This window comes from Marinitoga okinawensis, assembly GCF_055387075.1.
This window is the reverse complement of sequence record NZ_AP042422.1, coordinates 2184614-2207919: the sequence shown is the minus strand read 5'-3', so window position 1 is coordinate 2207919 and position 23306 is coordinate 2184614. Positions and strand designations below refer to the sequence as shown.

General features: G+C 26.1%; 25 protein-coding genes and 2 tRNA genes. 9 read left to right on the top strand and 18 right to left on the bottom strand.

Going from position 1 to position 23306, the window contains the following annotated elements; translation table 11 throughout:
* Position 1: 1 nt before the first annotated feature.
* Together ACZ5CK_RS10685 and ACZ5CK_RS10680 are read right to left on the bottom strand one after the other, a co-directional pair.
* Positions 2 to 976, bottom strand: a complete 975-nt coding sequence (locus ACZ5CK_RS10685; RefSeq protein WP_464581799.1) for an adenine nucleotide alpha-hydrolase family protein — start codon at positions 974 to 976, stop codon at positions 2 to 4.
* Positions 961 to 1428 (bottom strand): metallophosphoesterase family protein, encoded by a 468-nt coding sequence (locus ACZ5CK_RS10680; RefSeq protein WP_464581798.1) that lies wholly within the window; start codon positions 1426 to 1428, stop codon positions 961 to 963. The genes ACZ5CK_RS10685 and ACZ5CK_RS10680 overlap by 16 nt, the downstream gene beginning before the upstream one ends.
* A gap of 115 nt (positions 1429 to 1543) precedes the next feature.
* On the opposite strand from ACZ5CK_RS10680, the gene ACZ5CK_RS10675 reads away from it, so the two are divergent.
* Positions 1544 to 1620 (top strand) — tRNA-Arg (locus ACZ5CK_RS10675).
* 51 nt (positions 1621 to 1671) lie between these two features.
* Positions 1672 to 1944, top strand: coding sequence for a stage V sporulation protein S (locus ACZ5CK_RS10670; RefSeq protein WP_014296869.1), 273 nt, complete (start codon positions 1672 to 1674; stop codon positions 1942 to 1944).
* A gap of 33 nt (positions 1945 to 1977) precedes the next feature.
* On the opposite strand, the gene ACZ5CK_RS10665 is transcribed toward ACZ5CK_RS10670, so the two are convergent.
* Together ACZ5CK_RS10665 and ACZ5CK_RS10660 are read right to left on the bottom strand one after the other, a co-directional pair.
* Positions 1978 to 2772: a hypothetical protein gene (locus tag ACZ5CK_RS10665; protein ID WP_464581797.1), complete on the bottom strand. Its 795-nt coding sequence runs from the start codon at positions 2770 to 2772 to the stop codon at positions 1978 to 1980.
* A 17-nt stretch (positions 2773 to 2789) separates the two neighbouring features.
* Entirely contained in the window at positions 2790 to 4604 is a 1815-nt protein-coding gene (locus tag ACZ5CK_RS10660) for a heme NO-binding domain-containing protein (RefSeq protein ID WP_464581796.1), read from the bottom strand.
* 80 nt (positions 4605 to 4684) lie between these two features.
* Between ACZ5CK_RS10660 and ACZ5CK_RS10655 the strand changes: the two genes are divergently transcribed.
* Positions 4685 to 4760 (top strand) — tRNA-Pro (locus ACZ5CK_RS10655).
* 39 nt (positions 4761 to 4799) lie between these two features.
* On the opposite strand, the gene ACZ5CK_RS10650 is transcribed toward ACZ5CK_RS10655, so the two are convergent.
* The 3 genes from ACZ5CK_RS10650 to ACZ5CK_RS10640 form a co-directional block, all read right to left on the bottom strand.
* Complete coding sequence (locus tag ACZ5CK_RS10650) at positions 4800 to 5291, bottom strand: adenosine-specific kinase (protein ID WP_464581795.1); 492 nt, start codon at positions 5289 to 5291, stop codon at positions 4800 to 4802.
* Complete coding sequence (locus ACZ5CK_RS10645; protein ID WP_464581794.1) at positions 5281 to 7497, bottom strand: HD domain-containing phosphohydrolase; 2217 nt, start codon at positions 7495 to 7497, stop codon at positions 5281 to 5283. Before ACZ5CK_RS10645 ends, ACZ5CK_RS10650 begins: the two co-directional genes overlap by 11 nt.
* Before the next feature lie 174 nt (positions 7498 to 7671).
* A complete protein-coding gene (locus ACZ5CK_RS10640; RefSeq protein WP_464581793.1) occupies positions 7672 to 8313 on the bottom strand; it encodes a peroxiredoxin in 642 nt (213 codons plus the stop codon).
* Positions 8314 to 8664: 351 nt separating this feature from the next.
* Here ACZ5CK_RS10640 and ACZ5CK_RS10635 point away from each other — a divergent pair, with 351 nt between their 5' ends.
* The 5 genes from ACZ5CK_RS10635 to ACZ5CK_RS10615 all read left to right on the top strand — a co-directional run bounded on the left by ACZ5CK_RS10635 (position 8665) and on the right by ACZ5CK_RS10615 (position 12555).
* The gene (locus ACZ5CK_RS10635; protein ID WP_464581792.1) at positions 8665 to 8916 is read left to right on the top strand and encodes a PD-(D/E)XK nuclease domain-containing protein; all 252 of its coding nucleotides are present in this window, start codon (positions 8665 to 8667) and stop codon (positions 8914 to 8916) included.
* Between the two features lie 12 nt (positions 8917 to 8928).
* Positions 8929 to 9702 carry a ZIP family metal transporter gene (locus tag ACZ5CK_RS10630; protein WP_464581791.1) on the top strand — a complete coding sequence of 258 codons (774 nt, stop codon included), beginning with the start codon at positions 8929 to 8931 and terminating at the stop codon, positions 9700 to 9702.
* A gap of 14 nt (positions 9703 to 9716) precedes the next feature.
* Positions 9717 to 10556, top strand: coding sequence for an EamA family transporter (locus ACZ5CK_RS10625; RefSeq protein WP_464581790.1), 840 nt, complete (start codon positions 9717 to 9719; stop codon positions 10554 to 10556).
* Positions 10557 to 10568: 12 nt separating this feature from the next.
* On the top strand, positions 10569 to 11720 hold the full coding sequence (locus tag ACZ5CK_RS10620) for an Eco57I restriction-modification methylase domain-containing protein (RefSeq protein ID WP_464581789.1): 1152 nt from the start codon (positions 10569 to 10571) through the stop codon (positions 11718 to 11720).
* Positions 11721 to 11892: 172 nt separating this feature from the next.
* Positions 11893 to 12555, top strand: a complete 663-nt coding sequence (locus ACZ5CK_RS10615) for a hypothetical protein (protein ID WP_464581788.1) — start codon at positions 11893 to 11895, stop codon at positions 12553 to 12555.
* A 39-nt stretch (positions 12556 to 12594) separates the two neighbouring features.
* Here ACZ5CK_RS10615 and ACZ5CK_RS10610 read toward each other — a convergent pair whose 3' ends face one another.
* From ACZ5CK_RS10610 to ACZ5CK_RS10570, 9 genes are all read right to left on the bottom strand, one after another.
* The gene (locus ACZ5CK_RS10610; RefSeq protein WP_464581787.1) at positions 12595 to 13092 is read right to left on the bottom strand and encodes a hypothetical protein; all 498 of its coding nucleotides are present in this window, start codon (positions 13090 to 13092) and stop codon (positions 12595 to 12597) included.
* A gap of 5 nt (positions 13093 to 13097) precedes the next feature.
* On the bottom strand, positions 13098 to 13712 hold the full coding sequence (locus ACZ5CK_RS10605; protein WP_464581786.1) for a hypothetical protein: 615 nt from the start codon (positions 13710 to 13712) through the stop codon (positions 13098 to 13100).
* Position 13713: 1 nt separating this feature from the next.
* Complete coding sequence (locus ACZ5CK_RS10600; RefSeq protein WP_464581785.1) at positions 13714 to 13953, bottom strand: helix-turn-helix transcriptional regulator; 240 nt, start codon at positions 13951 to 13953, stop codon at positions 13714 to 13716.
* A 134-nt stretch (positions 13954 to 14087) separates the two neighbouring features.
* A complete protein-coding gene (locus ACZ5CK_RS10595; RefSeq protein ID WP_464581784.1) occupies positions 14088 to 14744 on the bottom strand; it encodes a metallophosphoesterase family protein in 657 nt (218 codons plus the stop codon).
* A 1-nt stretch (position 14745) separates the two neighbouring features.
* The gene (locus ACZ5CK_RS10590; protein WP_464581783.1) at positions 14746 to 15363 is read right to left on the bottom strand and encodes a hypothetical protein; all 618 of its coding nucleotides are present in this window, start codon (positions 15361 to 15363) and stop codon (positions 14746 to 14748) included.
* A complete protein-coding gene (pdxT, locus tag ACZ5CK_RS10585; protein ID WP_464581782.1) occupies positions 15363 to 15941 on the bottom strand; it encodes a pyridoxal 5'-phosphate synthase glutaminase subunit PdxT in 579 nt (192 codons plus the stop codon). Before pdxT ends, ACZ5CK_RS10590 begins: the two co-directional genes overlap by 1 nt.
* 2 nt (positions 15942 to 15943) lie before the next feature.
* The gene (pdxS, locus tag ACZ5CK_RS10580; RefSeq protein WP_464581781.1) at positions 15944 to 16819 is read right to left on the bottom strand and encodes a pyridoxal 5'-phosphate synthase lyase subunit PdxS; all 876 of its coding nucleotides are present in this window, start codon (positions 16817 to 16819) and stop codon (positions 15944 to 15946) included.
* A gap of 32 nt (positions 16820 to 16851) precedes the next feature.
* A complete protein-coding gene (locus ACZ5CK_RS10575) occupies positions 16852 to 18150 on the bottom strand; it encodes a nicotinate phosphoribosyltransferase (RefSeq protein ID WP_464581780.1) in 1299 nt (432 codons plus the stop codon).
* 58 nt (positions 18151 to 18208) lie between these two features.
* Positions 18209 to 18697, bottom strand: a complete 489-nt coding sequence (locus ACZ5CK_RS10570) for a methylated-DNA--[protein]-cysteine S-methyltransferase (protein WP_464581779.1) — start codon at positions 18695 to 18697, stop codon at positions 18209 to 18211.
* Between the two features lie 209 nt (positions 18698 to 18906).
* On the opposite strand from ACZ5CK_RS10570, the gene ACZ5CK_RS10565 reads away from it, so the two are divergent.
* Positions 18907 to 19731 carry an SDH family Clp fold serine proteinase gene (locus ACZ5CK_RS10565; protein WP_464581778.1) on the top strand — a complete coding sequence of 275 codons (825 nt, stop codon included), beginning with the start codon at positions 18907 to 18909 and terminating at the stop codon, positions 19729 to 19731.
* Between the two features lie 170 nt (positions 19732 to 19901).
* Here the strand turns inward: ACZ5CK_RS10565 and ACZ5CK_RS10560 are convergent, their stop codons facing one another.
* A complete protein-coding gene (locus ACZ5CK_RS10560) occupies positions 19902 to 21665 on the bottom strand; it encodes an HD-GYP domain-containing protein (RefSeq protein ID WP_464581777.1) in 1764 nt (587 codons plus the stop codon).
* A gap of 42 nt (positions 21666 to 21707) precedes the next feature.
* Entirely contained in the window at positions 21708 to 22940 is a 1233-nt protein-coding gene (locus ACZ5CK_RS10555; RefSeq protein ID WP_464581776.1) for a hypothetical protein, read from the bottom strand.
* Between the last annotated feature and the right edge of the window lie 366 nt (positions 22941 to 23306).

Here is a 23306-nt window from a genome sequence, read left to right as displayed (position 1 = left end):
ATCACTCCTCAATAAATCGAAAGTCTACTGCATGAAATGTGGATAACCTTTCATTCTTTGATTTTTTCCATACTATTTTTAATGGAGCAGCAAATTCTGGTTGTAATCTTCCTTTTTCTATCCAGTATCTTGATTCTTCATTTCCATATATTCCTGGGTTTGCACTAATAGTTAACTCAATTGGTTTATCAACAATATAAACTTCATCTATACTTTTTTCATTTTCTAATATTTCTACTATTTCATCATATATTTCTTTTGGTGGATGAGGTTCTATATTTATTAATGCTATATTTTTTGAAAGTGGCCCTATTATTTTTACATTAGCTATTTCTCTCTTATAATTGTATCTATCTAACACATCATGAATTATCTCATTTGCAAAAGATACTGCCCTTCCATGATAATCCATATTGATCAATAATTTAAGTAAATGTTTTAATTTACACCCTTCTCTATGAGCGTTTTCCCCAACTTTTCTTATTTTTAAATTATATTTTTTTACAATCTCTCTTAATTCGTCCTTTGTTAAACCTATAATAGGAGAATAAAGATTATTCATTACTTTTATACATGTTTTCCCCCATGAATCTGATTGATTGGCTCCTGTTGCTACTAATTTATCTTTAGCAATTTCCTTTACTCCTGACATTTTTAAAGTTCTTGTACATTGATTACAATTCGGCCCTTTTTTCATTATCGAATACTGTGCTTGATGTTTGTCTGCAAATTCTATTTCAAGCCCTAAATCTTCTGCTGTTTTCAACACAGATTCTACACTTTTTGAATATGCAAAGGGACCAAATAACACATTAACAAGTTTTACTTTTTCTTGTCCTAATGCTTCTTTTGCGAGAAATGCTGCAATAGTGCTATCCATACCACCAGAAAAGGCTACATACAATATATCATCTTTCACTATGTTTTTGATTTCAGCTTTTATTTGTTCAATTTTTATGTTTAAATTTTCATCCATTTTAATGATAATGAATCACTCCCAACTTCTAATTCTGCATAATATCCATCACAAAAAGCCCCTGGATTTATACACCGTATTCCATTTATTATTTTATCGTCTTTTCTATGTGAGTGCCCATACAATAATATATCAATATTATTAAATTTATGGATTAATTTCGATGGATCACCCCAACCAGCTTGATGACCATGTATCATACCGATATTGTAATCTTTAATTTTTATAACCCTTTTTTCTGGTAAGGAAAACTTTATATTATAATCATCTGTATTACCAAAAACACCATAAAATATGGGTTTTTGAGCTTTAAAATAATATATTACATCCTCTTCAGAAAAGTCTCCTGTTGCTATGATGTAATCGTATTTATTATAATCTATTTTTTCTAATCTCTCATATCTATTTCTTGTTGGAATATGAATATCTGAAATTAATAATATTTTTATCATATTATCACCCAAGTTATTATATCAAATTTTTATTAAAAAGCTTCTTCCTTTAAAAAAAATTTTTTATTAACCACTTGAATAAATTTAATTTTTAAAGTATAATATATCTTGAGAAGCACCTGTAGCTCAATTGGATAGAGCGTCGGACTTCGGATCCGCAGGTTGGGGGTTCAAATCCCTCCAGGTGCGCCAATTCCACTAACATATGTCGAAATAATTAGAAAAAAAAGGGAGGTAATATTTATGGCAGAAGTAGAAGTATTGAAAGTTGCTGCAAATTCAAAACCTATCGCTATTGCTGGTGCTTTAGCTGCAATCATTAGGGAAAAGGGGAAAGCTGAAATTCAAGCTATTGGAGCTGGAGCCGTTAACCAAGCTGTTAAGGCTGTTGCTATTGCAAGAGGTTATGTTGCACCAAGTGGAATTGATTTAGTATGTATTCCTGCATTTGTTGATGTAAAAATCGACAGTGAAGAAAGAACTGCTATAAAATTTGTTGTTCAACCTAGAAAATAAAATAAAAAGGGCGTTTTGCCCTTTTTATTTTTTCTAAATAGCATTTTCTTCAAAAAAGAATTGTGTTATTTTTTGAATTGTCTCTAAAACTCCTGCTTCTTCTTTTTCAAAAGGTGTATCTCTTGATATTACTAATAAATATTTTACTACTCCTTCTTTTAAATATGGAATTATATATTTAATGTTAAATACATTATAATATGCTTTATTGCTATCACTTAAATTCATAATATTGCAAGATTTACCTTTTTCTAATTTTGACATAGTATCAAAAATTTCAATATCTTCAGGCAACATCAATTTACCATTTTTCTTAATCAATTTGTTTTGCTCATAAATACCCGCTGTTGAAAAGAAAATTTCAGATATTATTCCGAGCATTGTATCCAAAAAATCTTCTTCTTTTATTTTTTTAGAAAATATTTTTACAATATTTTCTATCCCTGATAATTGATATGAAAGCCTATCTATAACCATTTCAAGTCTATATTTTTCATATATACTTTCTTCTTTTTCAAATAACATCATTAACATTTTTAATAATATTTTGTCTTCAAATTTTCCATCGAATAATATATATGTATTAAATGGAAATTTAAGCATTTTAATATCTTCTAAAGTTAGTGTCAATTCTTCCAATGTATCATAATCTAACTTTTTAGGATTATAGCCCTTAGAATCTAATATTATCCATCTTTCTTTATCAGCTCTTACTATAATTAATTTATTACTATTAGATTCTTCCATCAATAAATCGCCAAGTAAATTATAAAAAGATGGTGTTCCTAAAGATGCTGCTAACTGATATGATAAATATTTGTTTTCCATAAAAATCCCCCTTTTAATTATATATTTATTCCCTCAAAATTATCATACAATATTTTAATATAATTACTTATATTATTTACTTCATCCAAAATTTCTTTTGTATTAAATAAGAAATTCTGTATTGATGCGCTTATTTCTTCTGCAGTTGCGGCACTTTCTTCAGAAATAGCCAATAAACTTTCTATATTTTGAGTAGTTCCTTCCAATTTTTCTTCTTCTTCTTTTAATTTCTCTATTAAATTACTAATCTCCATAGAGATCTCTGATATTTTATCACTAGCTTCTTTGTTTTCATCAGAATTCTTCTTTAACATTTCCGATTGCTTTTTCATCTCTTCAAATTCTGAAGAAATATTTTTTGTTAATTCATCGATACCCGTTGTAACTGAGCCTAAAAATTCTGATATATTATTTGCAGATTGTTTCGATTCTTCTGCTAATTTTCTAATTTCATCAGCGACTACAGCAAATCCTCTCCCAGCATCTCCCGCTCTCGCTGCTTCTATTGCTGCATTTAATGCTAATAAATTCGTTTGTTCTGCTATATTCATAACAGTTTCAGCGATTTCCTTTATTTGTTCAGCTTCTTTTTGTAATCTATCTGCAGATTCAACTAATACTTCAAACCTTTTACTCATATCCAATATTCCCACTGATGATTTTTCAACATTTTCTGATGATTTTAATATTGAACTAACGGATTCATTTAACGATTTTACCATTTCTGTTTCTCTTTCAACAATGTTCGCTAAGGTTTCTACATTAGAATTAACAGCTTCTGAAACATTTTCTGTATCATTGCTAATTTGTATTGATGTATCTGCAACCTGTTGAGCTAAATCTCTCATAGTATCTATTAAATCTTTTAGATTATTTGCAGAATTGCTAACTGAAGTAACTGCACCTTCTATTTCCTGTACATCACCCGTTACACCTAATAATATTTTTCTCATTTCATCGGTTAATTCATAAAAATTATCTGTTATTTCAGTAATCTCTTTAGCTCCCTTTACTTTAACAGGATAATCAAAATTCTTTTTCTTATAATTTTCAAAAATATCTTTTATTATTTTTGAACCTTTTTTATAATCAGTTATATCTATATAAGAAAGAATACCAAAAGACACTGCTGTTACTAAACCAGCAATAAAAGTATTATTTATATATGTAAATGATAAATAAGATAAAATAAAAACAATAATAGGCATTAAAATAGAAAATAAACTTTGAAATGTTTTAAAAATCCCTAATGAGAAAATATTAAATATTTTCATTTTTTCCATTTTTATATATGGTTTTTCTGATTTTAAATGTACTTTTAAATAATTTAAATTATTATCTTTCCCTTTTTCTACAATCTTTACATCTATTTTTTCATTGAATTTCTCAGAAACTCCTTCTATTAATCCTAAAAAATAATCAGAAAATTCCCTTTTAGATTTATAGGTCAAATAAGCCTCTGTACTATTTATTGGTTCATAAATAATTCTTGGAGGTGTTAATCCTTTTAACCTTCTTGTCAAAAGTTCATGAACGGTATCCATTGAAGCCAAAAATGCCAATGCACTATTTTTTCTAAAAAATAGTGGATACCACTTGAAAAATGTTTTTATATTTTCTTTTCCTGTTTTTTGCATTAGTTCTGATCTTGTTATATTATTTTTTTCTGATATTTCTTTAATTATTTTTTCTAATAATGCTTCATCAAAATCATCTAAAGGAGAACCTTTTTCATTTGTATCTACATTACTATTCTGTAAAATTTCATCTATATTATCACCATACAATTTTTTCCATGTTTCTATCCAAGTAAAGACTAATAATCTTTTCATGTTAACACCCCCAATGTAAATTTTATCCATTTATTTTAATTATACCATACTTTTATGGTATAATATATTTTGAAATTTTTCGGGGAGTAGCGCAGATGGTAGCGTGTCAAATTCGGGATTTGAAGGTCGCCGGTTCGACTCCGGTCTCCCCGACCAAAAAAAGAAGCTGGTAAATCACCAGCTTCTTTTTAATATTTATTTTTTATATCCTGTTATATTTCTTAAGAATTCATATCTTTTCTTTTTATCCTCTTCTTCTTCAACACCTAATGGACGTTGTCCATCAACAACTCCTATTACACCTCTTCCTAAATCTGTTTCAGCTACTAAAACTTGCAGAGGATTCGCTGTAGCAGCATATATATTTACAATTTCCTGAATCTGTTTTAATCTCGGTAATATATTAATTGGATATCCATTTCTTATTATTAAAACAAAAAAATGTCCTGCTCCAACATTTTTTGCATTTTCTATTGCAAGATTTGTTAATTCTTCATCATTGCCATCAAATCTAATTAGTCTTGGACCACTTGCTTCGTTGAAAGCTAATCCAAATTTCATTCCTGGTACTGTTGTTACTATTGTTTCATATATATCTTCTACTGTTTTTATAAAATGCGATTGACCCACTATAACATTACAATCTTCTGGAAATTTAATATCAATTGCTTCAAATTTAATATTCATTATCCTCATCACCTCCAATTTCGTTTATTCTTTCCCAAATTATATTAATTTCTTCATGATATTTCTCAAATATTTCTAACACTTTTGGATGAAAATGTTCTATTTTTGTTCTATCATCGCCTTTTGTTATTATTTCTACACTTTTTTCATGTGAAAAACCTTCTTTGTATGGCCTTTTTGCTCTTAATGCATCATATATATCCGCTATTTTTACAATTGCTGCTTCTAATGGTATTTCATCACATTTTAACCCATATGGATATCCACTTCCATCACAATTTTCATGATGATATAATGCAATATTTGAGGCATAGTCGAAACATTTATCGCCTGATAACAACCTTTTCGCGTAAATAGTGTGTTTTTTCATCTCTTCCCATTCTTCATTAGTTAATTTTCCTTCTTTATTTAAAATTTCATTTGGAACATATATTTTACCAATATCATGCAAAGGTGCAAATTTTCTTATCTTTTCAACTTCTTTTTCATCCAACCCTAATCTTTGAGCTAAAAATGCTGATATTTCTCCAACTCTATATATATGCTTTCCTGTTACATCATCATGTCCTTCCGCAACGGATGCTAATTTTTCCGCAAAATTAAAATATATCTTTTGAATTTTTTCTATTTCAAAATTTTTATCTAAAAATATTTTAGCAAGATTAACCTGTGCTTTAAATACTTCTATACTTTCTTTTGAGAACATTTTATTCTCTGGTGTTTCAATAGAAATCATAAGGAGCTTATTCTCTTCTAATTCAGCTATATATGTCATTGCATATTTAAATCTTTTTGTAACTTCTTTCAATATTATATATTGACTATCCTCAAGATTTTCATAATCACTTTTAAATAGTTCATCATATGTAATTATATTAACCTTTTCTCTAATATTGAAATTTTTTGGATCTGAATAAAATTCTAATGATCTTAATTTATTTATATCATGTCCAATTGCTGTAATATATTTCCATTTTCTATTGGCTAAAATTGATATACTTCCATACTTAGCTTCTCTAATATGAGAAATCATATATTTTAAAATTGAATTAAAATATTCTTCCATACCTAAATTTTCATTTTCAATAATATTAATTAAATTAACAAATTCAAAAAATGCATCATTTATTGATTTTAAATTATTATACATTTTTCTTATTTCTTCTGTTAAAAGATTAAAATTCATTAAGGATGCTATAGCATTGCTAATCATCATTTCATAACTATTTGCTATTTCTTTTATTTCCTTTATATCATAATTATTTTTAATATTTGGAACTTCTTTTTTTCTTAAATCTATAGAAACATTCTTCATGGATTTTGATATTTCATATATAGGATTTATTATCTTTTTATTTAGAAAATCATTAATTTTATACAAAAAACACAAGGTAATTAAAGAGATAACCGCAAATATAATAATAATTTTCTTTATCACTAACTTAAATAGATCAGATTTATTATAAACATATAGTATATATATATCATCTGTTATTTTATTATAGAAATACATATTATATCCTTTTTTTATAATATGAGTATGAGTATCATTATCATTATCATCTATTACCTTTATAAAATTACTTATATTTTTTATTTCTTTATTATATAAAATATATCCATTTTTATTGAAAATACATATTTTATCTTCTTTTGGTAAGTTTACTATATTAATAATTCTCTTAATAGAATCTCTTTTTACATCAATACCCAAAACACCTATAATTTTATTATTTACTATAATTGCTTTAGAAAGAGTTTGAACAACATCAGTCTTTTCAAGATCAACAAATGAAGTTGTTATAATAACCTTTTCAGGATTTTTTATAGCTTTTATATACCAATCTTTTTTCCTAGGATCAAAATTTGAAGGTATTTTTATTTTTGGAACAATAACTATATCCCCATTTTTATCTGCAAAATAGGCATAAACTATTTCATCCTTATTATATGTATATATTTTTTCTAATATGTTTTCTACATTGTTTTTGTTGTTTATCTCATGAGATATTTCAGATATAAAATTTAGTCTTTTTTCAAAAATATATCTGAAGTTTGAAGATATTAATTTTATTTCAAACTTAATTTCTTTAATATTATTATTTATTTCTTTTTTATATGAGATATATGTAAAAATAATTCCAATAATAAAAATAAACACTAAAAAAATTATAACAATTTTTCTAAAAAAATCTTTTATACTCACTTATATCACTCTACCATCTAAAGTTTTATTTACTATATTATATCACATTTATTTCAATTCTATATTATATTAGTAAAAGAATCCTTTTAATGCATTTTTTAAAATAATACAACGTTTCATAAAAATAGCTCCAGCTTAAAAAGCTGGAGCTATTGAGTATGGATACTATGATAATTAATCTTCTAATTTTTTATAAACAAACCACCAATCGTATCCTTCATAATTTTTTAATCTATCTTTTGCTGATTCCACATCAGATGCTGGAGGTACTATAACTTTATCTCCAATTAATTCATTATTTGGCCAATTAGCTGGCATAGCTACTTTTGCTTTATCTGCTAATTGAAGTGCTTTTACTGCTCTTATAATCTCATCAAGATTTCTTCCTAATTCTGGTGGATAATAGATAATTGCTCTTACAATACCATTAGAATCAACAATGAATACTGCTCTTACAGTATGCGAAGCTGAAGCATGAATTAAACCCAATCTTTCTGCAACCATTCCTCTATCATCGGCTATAACAGGATATTGAATTTCTACTCCCATTTTTTCTTTTATCCAATTAATCCAACTAATGTGTGAAAATACCTGGTCGATACTTAAACCTATCAATTCTGTGTTTAATTTCTTAAATTCATCATATCTTTTTTGGAATCCAACAAATTCTGTTGTACAAACAGGTGTAAAATCTGCTGGATGACTAAATAATACAAACCATTTGCCTTTAAATGCTTCTGGTAATTTCATTTTACCATGTGTTGTTACTACCTCTAATTCTGGAAATTTCTCTCCTATTAATGGAATATTTGCCATTAATACCACCTCCATATGATTTATTTTTGTAATGATTTCATTTTTATTATACATCTATTTTTATCATTTGTCAAGAAAAATTTGTAAAATATTATTTTCAAATTTATGTATACTTTATAAACTTTTATTGTTTTATTTTAATAAAGGATTTTTATAATTTCCTTTATTTTTAAGATTTGCAATCAAACTGTCTGAGTGATTTTAACTTTTTGAACAGTTTCATTACTTTTATGCTATAATATTAATATAAGTTACCAGAGGTGTAATGATGAAAAAATTGAAACGATTACCAATGGGACGAAGTGACTTTAAAAGCATAATAGAAGATAACATGTATTATATAGAAAAAGTATGCTGATAAAAGAAATAATAGAAAGTGGAGATGTAATATTAATCCCAAAAGAAAAAAGAGAACCAGGAATAATATTTGAATTTAAAAAACATTACATAAAAGAAGGTAATTTAAAAAATAGTGCGGAAAAGGGAATAAAACAAATAGAAGAAAAAGGATATGAAGAAGAAATAAAGAGTTATGGAATAGAGAAAATAATAAAAGTAGCAATAGCTTTTGATAAAAAGGATGTAGAAATTATAGTAAAATAAAGGAGGTATATGATGGAATTAACTGGAAATCAAATATTTACTTATGGAGCTTTAGCCAGTTTAATAGCTGGTAGCGCTACTGCTCTTGGAGCCATACCCATATTTTTTATGAAAAAACAAATGACAGAAAAACAATTGGACATGGCTTTGGGGTTTGCATCTGGAGTAATGCTTGCTGCTACAATGTTTTCATTAATTGTTCCAGCAATTGACCTTGGAGGTATTACTATAACTGTTATTGGAATTATTGTAGGTGCTGTTGTCTTAGAATTAATGGATACTTTTGCACCACACGAACATTTTTTAAAAGGTCATGAAGGTCCAAAGATGGCCGTTGTTAAAAAAGTATGGTTATTTGTTATAGCTATTACTTTACATAATTTTCCAGAAGGTATGGCTGTTGGGGTAAGTTTTGGTGGTGGAACAACAGAAATGATTAAAAATGGTATTATTGTAGCTACTGCTATTGGAATACAAAATATTCCAGAAGGAACAGCTACTGCTGTTTCATTTTTAAAGGCTGGATATTCTAAAAAACAAGCTTTTTGGTATTCAGCATTTTCTGGATGGGTTGAACCTATAGGTGGAATTATTGGTGCAGGTTTTATTGTTTTAATGAGACCAGCTTTACCTTTCTTTCTTGCATTAGCTGCAGGAGCTATGTTATATGTAATCAGTGATGAAATAATTCCAGAAACACATTCACATGGTTATGAAAGAGCTGCAACATTCTCTTTGATTACCGGATTTTTAGTAATGATGATCCTTGATAATGCTCTTGGATGATTTGGTGATAATAAATGGTGTATCTCTGGTTAATAATTAGAATTACATTATTAGGCTATGAAAGAATCGCTGGAAAGAAAATAACTACCCATGAAGATGAAATTTTGTCTTCATGGGCATTTTTCTTTTTTTCTTTTTTAGCTTTCTTCCCATTTTTTAATCATATAAGTTTTATTTCATTAAAAACAGCAATTTTTAGTGGAACTATATATGCATTTTCATTCTTTTTATATGTTTATGCACTAGCAAATGAAGATGCTTCTGTAATTGCTCCTTTATATAATATGAATGTTATTTTTTTAATAATCACTACTGCTATTTTTTTAGATGAAAAAATTACTATTACTAAAATTTTGGGTAGTCTATTGATGTTATATGGCGTTTCATTTTTAAAGAAGGATAATAATTTAAAGGAATCCTATAAAAATATTTTAAAAAGCAAAGGTGCTGTCGCCATGTTGATTTCTTCTGGCTTAATGGCAATAGGTAGAACAATAGATGGATATTTTATAAGAAATATTGATTCATTAAGCTATTCAATTTCTATATATTTAATAGTTAGTATATACTTTTTTATAGTTACTATGATAAAATATAAATCAATCAAACCTCATATAAAAATTATTAAAAGTAAAATTTCTCCTTTGATAAGTGGCGGAATTTCAAATGCTTATTCATATATTGCATTATTAAATATGTTTAAATATATAGATGTTAGTATAGCAGAACCGGTTTCTATGAGTTCTGCACTTATTACTGCATTTTTTGCAAAATTTATTTTTAAGGAAAAAGTCGCTATTAGAATTTTAGGAACAATATTATTAATATTAGGCGCATTTATTATATATCTATAATAAGGAGTTATTATGGCTAAAGAAGATTATAAAATTAAAAGACTTGGTCAGGTTTTTACGCCAGAAAATATTTCAAAAAAAATGATTAAATTAATAAAAAGAGGAAGCAGAATATTAGAGCCATCCTGTGGGGATGGTATTTTTATTCGTTTACTCAAAGATAAAAATATTATCGGAATTGAAAAAGATTTTAAAATAAATAATTGCTTAAAAATGGATTTTTTTGATTATCCAATTTCAGAAAAATTTGATACTGTGATTGGTAATCCTCCATATGTTGCTTTTAAAGATATTTTAAAAGATACAAAGAAAAAACTTCCTATGAAAATTTTTGATAAAAGAGCTAATTTATTCTTATTTTTTATATATAAATCATTTTTACATTTAACAGATAATGGTGAAATTATATTTATTACTCCAAGAGACTTTTTTAGTTTAACTTCCGCTGTAAAATTAAATAATCTGCTCTTTGAAAATGGAACCATTACTGATGTTATTGAATTTGGTGACGATAGAATTTTTGGATATAAATTTTCTCCTAACGTTGTTATTTGGAGATATGAAAAAAATAATTATAATAGAAAGGTAATTTATAATAATGAAACTAGATATTTTTATAATGTTGAAGGTCATTTTTTGTTTTTAAAAAATAAAAATTATACTATTAAGCTTAAAGATATAGCATATGTAAAGGTTGGTGGAGCAAGCGGAGCAGATAAGATATTTACTCATGAAAGCGGTAATATTGATGTTATCTGCTCATATACAAAAAGAACAGGAAAAACTAAAAAAATGATATACAATATAATTAATGATCATATTTTAAAAAATAAAAAAAATTTATTAAAAAGAAAAATTAGAAAATTTAACGAAGAAAACTGGTATAAATGGGGTAGAGATTTTTATGTTTCTGATAAACCAAGAGTTTATGTAAATACAAGAACTAGAGATACACAACCTTTTTTCTTACATGATTCTATATATTATGATGGCAGTATATTAGGTATTTTCCCAAAAAAAGATATTGATATTGTTAAATTTAAAGATATGCTAAATAAGGTAGATTGGGAAGACTTAGGATTTGTTTGTGATGGAAGATATATTTTTAATCAAAGAAAATTAGAAAACACGTTATTACCAAATTCTTTTGAAATATTTAAATAATAAACAGAATAATAAAAGGAGAGTGTACGCTCTCCTTTTATTTTACTTCAACAAAATTTTTTCTAAGGAAATTCTAAGCAAACACTAAGTTTTCTTTAAGGATTATAAGTTATTATACTAGTGTCGAAAGACAAAAACAAAAAAATTAAAAAAATACTGTGGAGGTGTTATTATGAAAAAGTTTTTAACTGTTTTATTAGTCGGTGGTTTGATGGCAGGTTCTATTTTCGCTTTTAACGCTAATGCTCCTAGAGTAAATCAAGATCCTAATGCTGCTCCTATTTATCAAAATTATCAAGGTACTCGTGGTGGATATATGTTCAATGAAGAAAATATGATTACAGTTACTGGTGTTATTGATTCTATTGAAGAAAATAAAGATTTCCCTGGTATTTTGGAAATTAAAATCAAAACAGATAATGGTGATTTTGTAGAAATTCATGCAAATTCTTATTTCGCAAAAGATTTAGAAATAGGTAAAACTATTGAAGTAAAAGGTTGGGAAATAGAATTCAATAATGAAAAAATTTTTAGACCTGTTGAATCCAAAGTTGACGGTAAAGATGTTGTTTTAAATGGTTTTAGAGATGCTGCTAGAGGAATGAGGTCAAATACACAAATGCCAGGTTATAATAGAAATTCTAATTTTAGAGGTAATATGAGACAATCTCCTATGAGAAATAATAATCAAAGATATTACCAAATGCAAAATAATTGTTATGGACCACAAATTTCAAATAGAGATTTTGTTCCAAGAGGCAACTTCCAAATGCCAGGTTATCAAGGACAACGACAATATCCAAATCAACAACCTATGCCAAGAGGTAGATGGTAATTCATATAATATATAAAGCGAGGCTTTTGCCTCGCTTTTTTAAAATTCATATTCTCCTTGAATAAATGGAATTGGAATGTATGGTTTCATATCTCTTACTTTTTCCCATGATCTTTCACCAGCACTTATAGGTATAATGTAATTTCCAGATAATATTAAATTAATAAAATTATCATTTATTGGTATTCCATATTTTATACCTATTCCTGCTAAATATAATTGTTCATATTGATATGGAATAACAACAAGCATTCTTGTATTTACTTCTATTGAAAAATTATTCATAACAAAATAATCTATATTAAATGCTGGTGAAAACATATAATTCCATTGTTTAGGATTTTTATCATCAGGCCCAAAAATAAAACCAATAGAACCACCCATTTTAATATTATCCATATTATAACTAATACCTAAATATGGAAATAATGCTCCTGATACTGCAATTCCAATAGAATATGAAATATTACTTGCAAATAAAATATTAGTGTAAATAAGAACTAATATGATGATAATTGTTATGATTATTTTTTTCATTTTTATCACTCCTTTCTAATGGTTTGAAAACCCAAAAACAATAATGGAGTTACTACCAATGAAAAGGTTAATATCTGTGCAGAATCAATTTCATTTTTAAATATTAAATAAGTCATAACACCTGCTGCACCAAAAAATAGTATTGATCCTATTATTCTATATTTTATAGCAATCCATGTAGCTAATAATATTAATAACCATGGCGTCATTTCTATTAACGTTACCACAGAAAAACCATGTGATGAGACAGTAAATAATGTTAGTATTAAAAATATAGTGTATCCTGTTCTTTTTATTACCTTTTCCCTATTTAACATATATCCAACATATAATAAATTTTTCAATAGTAATGGAAATAACGTATAAAATATTAATAATTCTTTTTCTGGAACAAAATCCATTGTTAAAAAGAAAGCCGATACTCCAATTATTATATATAATGTTATGTTAGAAGTTTTATATCTTAAATACTTATCCATCTCATCTATTGCATTTTTATCTTTATATATTTCAAGGATTAATATTATTAGATACATTAAGGAGAACCAATAATTCAATGAGACCAATATGGTTATTATAATTAATAAAGTGATTTCAATTATAAATAAATACTTTCTCATTTTACTTACCTCCTTTAAAGACAAATGAATTTCCCTTATCTAAATCCTCTCTTTCTAAAATAAATAAATCTTCTACTTTACAATTAAATATTTTCGCTATTTTAAGTGCTAATACTACAGAAGGAGAATATTTTCCTTTTTCTATATAATTAATTGTTTGTCTGGAAACGCCTATTTTATTTGCTAAATCTTCTTGTGTCATATCATACATTGCTCTATATACTTTCAACTTATTTTTCATCTTTATCTCCTCCCATTAAAATTATACAACTTTATTTGACAAAAAGTCAAGTATATTTGATATTTTAAATTAAAAATATATGAATATTCGATGAATATCCATATATACAATGATTTTATATTTTTAAATAATATTTATACAGATATAATTTTATAATTATTATTTTCATCTATTCCAAATGCTGTTAATTTCCCACCATACACACATCCAGTATCTACATCTATACTTATAATATTATTATTTTCATCTTTATGATAATACACTTCATACTCTTCAATTATATAAAATGTTGGAGTATGTCCATGAATAACGATATAATCTTCATATCTTTTATTTTGTAAATAAAAATCACTTCTTATCCATAATAAATCACGTTCTGTTTGTTCTTCTAATTTTGCTCCATATCTAACTCCACCATGAACAAATAAATATTTCTGTCCATTTATTTGTTCTATATGATATAATTTCAAGGATTTTATAAATTCAATATATTTATTTTCTATATTATTTTCAAAACTTTTTAATGTATATGCAGCACCATTTCTAAACCATACCCTTTCAGCATAAATACCTCTTTTTTCTATATAATCAATCATCATATCCTCATGATTTCCCTTTAAAAATATAGCTCTATTTTTTAATTTGAATAGTAAATCGAGGACCTGTTTAGATTCCGGTCCTCGATCAATATAATCTCCTAAGAAAATGATTTTATCATTTTCTGGTATTTCTTGTATTAAATTTAATAGCTTTTCATACATTCCATGAATATCTGAAATTGCCCAAATCATTTTAAAAAATTGCTTTCATTATCAAAATCCAAATTGATGAAACTATAACACCATATACTGGAGAAAATACCCATTCTTTAGATTTTTCTTTAACTATTAAAAATCTATATAATAATCCAGCTAATATTGCAACTAAAACCCATTCAATTTTAAATTTGCTAATAAATATATATATAGCTAATCTTTCTGAAGCACCTGTAGTATCTTTTATTTGTTGATCAATTATATTATATGTTCTTTCAATAAATGAACCAAAACTTGTTGCAAACATCATACCTATAATATAATAAATAAATTCATTTGATATATATGAATTAGCATAAGCTTTATAAAATACTAAATTTATAATTAGAGCTATTGCTAAGTATAATAACTCTTTTTTAAATGTTGTTCCTTTTGTTCTATATACATCGATAAAAACATGATACGATATTAATACTAAAAATGCTATTATACCTAATGGTGTTTTCAATGAATCAAATGTAAAGGCTAATATCGCTAAAATACTCCATATAATATGTGTTATTAAATTATTTTTTATTTTTAATTTGTCAGAATATACATTAGAAAATGCATGATCTGCAACAAAATGACCTAAAAAACCATGTAATGGTATCATTATTTCACCTGCTTTTTAGCTACCATATTTTCTACAAAGTATTGATGAACTGAAGGATCATCTTCTATTTCTGGATGAAATGATGCAGCTAATATATTGTTTTCTCTTACTAAAACTGGTGCATCTTTAAATTCTATTAATTTTTCAACATTATCACCATATTTAACAATTTTTGGTGCTCTTATAAATGTAACTTTTATATCTTTTCCTTGAAATTTTAAAATTTCCTCAAATGAAAATACTTGTCTTCCATACGCATTTCTTTCAACATATATATCTATTAATCCCATTGTTTCTTGTTGTGGATAATTTGCTATACCTTTTGATACAACTATCATTCCTGCACATGTTCCAAAAATAGGAAATCCTTCTTGTGCTTTTTTCTTTAATTCTTCCCATATACCTGTTTTTTTCATTAATTTGGAAATAGTTGTACTTTCTCCACCAGGAATTATCAAACCTTCAACCTCATTTAATGTTTCTACTGATTTAACTCTAACTGGTGTATGTCCAATTTTTTCTATCATATTTGCATGTTCTCTAATATCTCCTTGAACTGCTAATACACCTATTTTCAATATTACCAACCTCTTTCTTGTAAATGAACATCTAATTGATCAATTTCTAATCCTTCCATTGCTTCTCCAATATCTTCACTAATTTGAGCTAATTTTTCTGGATCATCATAATGTAATACAGCTTCAACTATAGCTTTTGCCATTTTCTTTGGTTCTTTTGATTTGAATATACCAGAACCTACGAATACACCATCTGCACCTAATAACATCATTAATGCAGCATCTGCAGGTGTTGCAACTCCACCAGCTGCGAAATTAACTACAGGTAATCTACCTAATTTTTTAACTTCTGCTACTAAATCTACAGGAGCACCTATTTGTTTTGCATAAGTTACTAATTCTTCTTCTGGCATATTTTGAACTAATCTTACTTCATCCATAACCTGTCTCATGTGTTTAACAGCTTCAACAACATTTCCTGTTCCAGCTTCACCTTTAGTTCTAATCATTGCTGCACCTTCTGCAATTCTTCTTAATGCTTCACCTAAGTTCCTTGCACCACATACAAATGGAACCTTATAATCATGTTTATTTATATGGTACTTATCGTCTGCTGGGGTTAATACTTCTGATTCATCTATAAAATCTACACCTAATGCTTCTAATATTCTAGCTTCTGCAATATGTCCTATTCTTACTTTAGCCATAACTGGAATAGATACTGCTTCCATAATTTCTTTAATTTTTGAAATACTTGCCATTCTTGCAACTCCACCAGCTTTTCTAATATCTGCTGGAACTCTTTCAAGAGCCATAACTGCAACAGCACCAGCTTCTTCAGCAATTTTTGCCTGCTCAGCAGTAGTTACATCCATAATTACACCATTTTTAAACATTTCTGCAAAACCTTTCTTTACAACCCATGTACCTTTTTCCATTTTATATTCCTCCTTTAAAATTTCTTTTTATTTTATTTTTCTTCCCAATAATTTCTTTCTACTGTTGATAATCTAGAAAAATCTCCCTTTTTTCTTCCAACTTTTGCACAATGCTTTCCATTTACTTCCACTATATCTGCAGTATAATCTACTTTTTCTTTTAATAACTTTGAACCTACACCATATGTATCAACAGGTACATCTAACATTTCAAATAATTTTATTTTTTCTACATCAAAACCACCAGATACTATTATTTTTAAATCTTTTAAACCATATTCATCAAACGTTTTTCTTGCTTTCCATACTAATTCTGGATTTACACCTAAAGATGATTTATCTCTTGGTGTTACGCTTTTATCTCTTAAACTGCCTGATGTATCAAATCTTACACCCCATATTTTATTTTTACCTGGTCCTATTATTATTGAAGGATCGCTAATTCCTAATTTGAATTTTTCTCCCGTTATATGTTCATAGAACCTTGAAACAACTTCTAATGTTGTTCCTATTACATCATTATCCCAATCAACTAAAACCATTCTATTCACATTTCCATTTATATATTTATCAAATGCAATTGCAGCTTCAGCTGTATCTCCTTCATATGAAGCTATCAATGCATGTGGAATTGTACCTAATGATTCTATACCCCAATAATCAGCATTTGCATCAGTAGATACACCAAATGCTCCTGCTTTTAATGCTGCATATCCATCTGTTGCTTGAACCCAATAATGATCAAATCGGGCACTAAAAAATAATATTGGTTTTCCATTAGCAACTTCTACTACTTTTTTTACAGCTGTCGCTGTTGAACTTGCTCTAGCCAAAACACCTAATAATACGGTTTCTAAATATCCAAAATAAGCAGGGTCACCTTCTATAGTCAAAATAGGCTCCATATTTTTCGCTTCATCACCATCATATAAAGCTTTAACCTCAATTTCATTCCATTTATCAACCCATAATTCATTTAATAACATTCTTAAATCCCATTTTTTGGAAGTTATATTTAATAATTCATCTTTATCCATTTTATGTGCAGCATTTTGAAGTGCTTTTTCTAAATCCATTATTTGATTAAATAGTTCATTTGCTCTTTCTTCATTTTTATAATAACCAGTTCCAAATCTTAAAATAGCGAGTGCTTCATCAATTCCTACAACAACACAGTCTTTTCTTGGAAAATACTGATATAGAACATTAATATGTCTATTATCTTTTTTTAAAACTTCTACATATCTCGTAAAATATTTATCTGAATAATATCCCATTCTAATTCTGTCTATAGGTACTTTAAATATTTTTGGATGTAATCTTTTTGACATTTTAATCACCTCAAATTTAATTATATATTTAAATTTATTCTTAAATGTTTTATAAAAGTTAAAGTTTGTTACACGAAATAACTTTATCTCCTTTTATAACAACACCTTCAATCTCTAATAGAAATTTTTTTAATGATTCTCCACCACCATATTTTCCCACTTCACCATTACTTTTTATTACCCTATGACATGGAAATATTAATGGGATCCTATTTTTAGCCATTATTGTTCCTACAGCTCTTGCAGCATTTGGATATCCTGCAAGTATTGCTAATCCTTTGTAAGAAACAACATTTCCAAATCTTACATTTTTTAAAGCCAACAAAACTTTTTTCTCAAAATCATTTTTAAAAAATATTTCATATGGTATTTCATTTAAAACATCATTTCCTTTTATATATTCTTTTATTTTGAAGTAAAAATCTGCTGTATAACTATCGTGATATTCTTCCTCAATACTATTTGATAAATCTATTTGAAATACTTTATTGTTTTTAACATATCCTATAATACTTCCATATTTAGTACTTACAATAAATTTGTTCACAGTTATCATCTCCTTGACATCATACTATAGTAGTATACCAGAAAATTTTATATATTCATATACCAAATTATTTCAAATATATCCAAATAATTCTTAATATTTTCTTTTATCTTATTATTTATTGATTATCTCTATAATATGAAAAATTTTTCATATTTAATATGATATAATTATATTATAATTTTCATATTTTTTGGAGGGTGATAATAATGACTGCTGGATTTTTAGGATCTTTACTATGGTGGATTTTTATCTTTTATGTATTGATGGGACCACAAATGAAGTTTGCGCAATTAATAGCTGGTAGAAAAAGTATTTTAGCTTCTCTTTCAAAAAAGAGAAATTCTACTGTTATTACTTTAATTCATAGACAAGAAAGTATGGGTTTTTTAGGTTTTCCATTTTATAAGTATATTAATGTTGAAGATAGTGAAGAAATACTAAGGGCTATTAGAAAAGCTCCAAAGGATAAACCTATTGATTTAATAATTCATACTCCAGGTGGTCTTGTTTTAGCTGCTACACAAATAGCAAAGGCTTTACATGACCATCCTGAAGAAACAAGGGTTATTGTTCCTCATTATGCAATGAGTGGTGGAACTTTAATTTCACTAGCTGCAAATCAAATTATAATGGATGAACATGCTGTTTTAGGTCCAGTTGATCCTCAATTAGGTCAAAACCCTGCACCTAGCATTGTAAAAGCTGTAGAACAAAAAGGGGTAGATAAAGTTGATGATCAAACACTTATTTTGGCTGATGTTGCAAAAAAATCTATATCTCAAGTTCAAAAGTTCATATATTCTATTTTAAAAGATAATATGGATGAAGAAAAAGCTAAAGAATTATCCCAAACATTAACCGAAGGAAGATGGACACATGATTATCCTATTACAGTTGAAGAAGCTAAAGAATTAGGATTAAATGTTTCGACTGATATGCCAGAAGAAGTATATGCTTTAATGGACTTATATACACAACCTGTAAGGCAAAGAGGAACTGTAGAGTTTGTTTCTTATAACAATAAAAAATGAGGCAAAAGCCTCATTTTTTATTTTTTTTAATGATAATTTTGATTTTATATCATCTATAATTATAAGATAATATTGTAATAATATTAAAATAATACAAATTAAATTTTTTGGCTTAAATAAAGACTTTAAAAAAACAACCCCTTTCTCCGAAATGGGGTTGTTTTTTGATACTATTTTTTATAATTTTCAATATTTTTCAATAGTTCTATTAATTTTGAGCTGTTTTGGTTTATCTTTTCCCAAAGAATTTTTATCTCATTTTCGTTTTCTTTTAAAATTTTTAATACTTCAGGATGAAAATCATCAGGATGAGTTCTTTCATCACCATTAATTAATATATCCATTGTTTTTTCATGTGAAAAAGCAGGTTTATATGGTCTTTCCGAACGTAATGCATCATATACATCTACAACTGATACAATTGCTGCACATAAAGGAATATCTTCTCCTTTTAACCCATATGGATAACCTTTTCCATTATATTTTTCATGATGGTATAATGCAATATTTTTAGCTATTTCAAATTTAGGGGAATCACCTATTAAAACTGATCCATAAATAGTATGCTTTTTCATTATGTTAAATTCTTCTTCTGTTAATCTACCCTTTTTATCCAATATTTCTTTAGGTATCAATATTTTTCCAATATCATGTAAAGGGGCATAATATCTAATTTTCTCAACATTTTCGCTATTAACTCCCATTTTTTCTGCAATAAACGCTGACAATTCCCCTACTCTATTTACGTGATTACCAGTTGTTTCATCATATCCTTCAGCAATTATAGAAAGCTGCGTGCTAAAGTTCAAATAGGCATCTTCTAGTTCGTTGTTTACTTTTTCAATTTCTTTATAAGATTCTTCTAATTCTTCATTCATAGCATTTATTTCTTCAAAAGATGACATAATATCTTCTGTCATTTTTTGATATTCTGTCATAAGTTCATTTATTTCTTCTATATCGCATTTTTCAATAATCTTATCAAATTCTAAATATTTTGTTTCTTTGAATTTTTTCATATTGTTTAACATTACTTCAAAAGGTCGAGATATTTGTTTTGATACTCTATGAGCTCTTTTAGTTATAAAATAAAATACCAAACTCAGAAGAATTATAAACATTATTATGTTTATAGCTATTAAATTTCTATATGTTGAAAAATCCAGTTTTAATACAATACCTATAGGTTTAAATAATGTTTTTTCATCTTCAAAGTTCCAAACAAAATAGAAATTTATCCCATTATTTTTTTTAATAATAACTTCTTTATTAGAATCAAATGCAGTTTTTAAATATTCTTCATCTTCTTTACTTAATTCAGGAAAATTATTATTTAAACTTTCAAATGAGTGTGTACATATATTTATTTCTTTTATAAATTTATAATCGTTCTTTAATTCATATAAGCTGTTTATAGTATTTTCGATTCTATCTATAGGTAGTTTATATTTAAGTAAATATATATTGTTGTTTGTTTTAAAATAAACATTTCTAATTAAATTGTTTTGATTTAGATCAATGACAATAAAATAATTAAAAGGTTGTAATTTTTCAACTTTATCTTTTGCGTATTCATCTACATTATTAATATCTAAAGTTGTTACTGTAGATTCCATACCAAATTTATTTGATATATACATGAAATCCATTAGTTTATTTTTAATATCGCTAGGTTCTTTTTTTAAATCGTTTATAAATTTATCTAATCCTCTATAATATCTGGAATCAAAGTCGTATAGAGTGTTATAAAGTGAATTAAAAGCTAATTTAATTAATCCTGTAGAATTTTCCTTTAAAGAATCTTCAACATGATTTATTGTTATGTATGTAAATATCATTATAATAACTAATACAGATGTTATTCCTGTAATTACAATGGACCTTATATTTTTTAAAATTAATTCATATAATGTTATTTTATTTTTTTTGTTCATAAAATCCTCCTTTGATCTAAATACTATATTAATTATATCATATTATTTTGTGAATCCTTGTATATCTGAATTTATGTTTGTATATAACAAAACTCCCGAAATAATACTATCTTTTTTTTGATATCCTACAGATATTATTGCATTGTTATCAATTACCTTAGTATTTAATAATCTTTCATCATATGAATTACCATAATATTTTTCATCTAATAATATACCATTATTTTTTTCTATTAAAGCTATAAAACCGTCAAAATCATCGTTTTTTTCTAAAGAATATCCAGATACGATAATATTGTTATTATAAAAATTGGCATTATAAGCTATTGAAGAGCGTTTTAATAAATAATCATTTCTCCATATAATTTTTAAAGATTTATCTATTTTTATTATCATAGTTTTCCATGGAAATTTATCTATTGTGGAGCTATATCCTGCTATATATAAATTATTATTATCAATTAATAAAGAATAACCAAATTCATTTAAGTTTTCTTTTCCTATTTTTAAAATTGAATAATCTGAATAATTTAGTTTGTTTAACTTAATTATATATGTGTCAAAGTTATTGTTAGCTGTAGAATTTGTATTGCCTAATAAGTATATATAATCTTTATCGGTTTTAATATCTGTTATTATTTCATCGTTATACCAGTTTATTTTGAAGTCGTTTAATTTTTCAAGATTTTTATCAATTTCTGCGAAATATCCAGTTTTTTTACCATTTTCAACAATGTATCCTCCTATATATATGTTATCAAAATTATCTTTTAATATTGTTTCTAGTTCTCCGTTATTTTCATAAGTTTTTGATTTAATTATTTTTTCCTCGTTATTTACTATAAAGATTGTAGGTTTATATTCTTGAGTACCGATTACGTAAAAGTTATTATCTATGTAAATAACTTTTTTTATAGTCGTTGTAGAGGAAATTTTTAATTCTTTTTCAGATAATATATTTCCATCTAAATTAGTTTCTATTATTACTATGTTTTTATTAACTTTTTCATTTTGTCCAAAAAAGATAATTTTGTCTTTTAATTTTATGCTATCTTTTATAATTAAAAATTTACCATCAGTAATTATTTTATACCATGGTTTTATTATGTTTTCTGTTTTGCTATTTTTGGTATTTATTATATCTTTTTGTTGAGTATCATTTTTTTCTATTTTTAAAAATTTTATATCTTTTTCAGTAGACGTTTTTATAGATATATAATCTAATATTATTAGTATAAAAATAATTACTAAGGTTAACAACAATATTTTTTTCATGTTTTTTCTCCTTATATATATTATTTATAGGTGTAGGTGCTATAGTGATGTTGTTTGTTAATAAATAACATTAATCTACAATTTAAAATGCTTTGATTAGGTTATTAACTTTGAAAGTTTTTTTTCAAATTTTTCTTTAAAATGTTGTAAGTTAAAATATAGAATATTTATACTATATTTTTTTGTTCAAAAATCATTTTTGTTTATATATTATAAACATTCAACGTTGTTAGTTATTTATTTAGTTGCTAATTATAATTAATAACATTTTTAGTTCATAAAATTATTAACATTAACAATAGTTATAAACATTATATGTTGTTAACTTTTTAAAATATTTATATAAGCTGATTATATTCAATAACA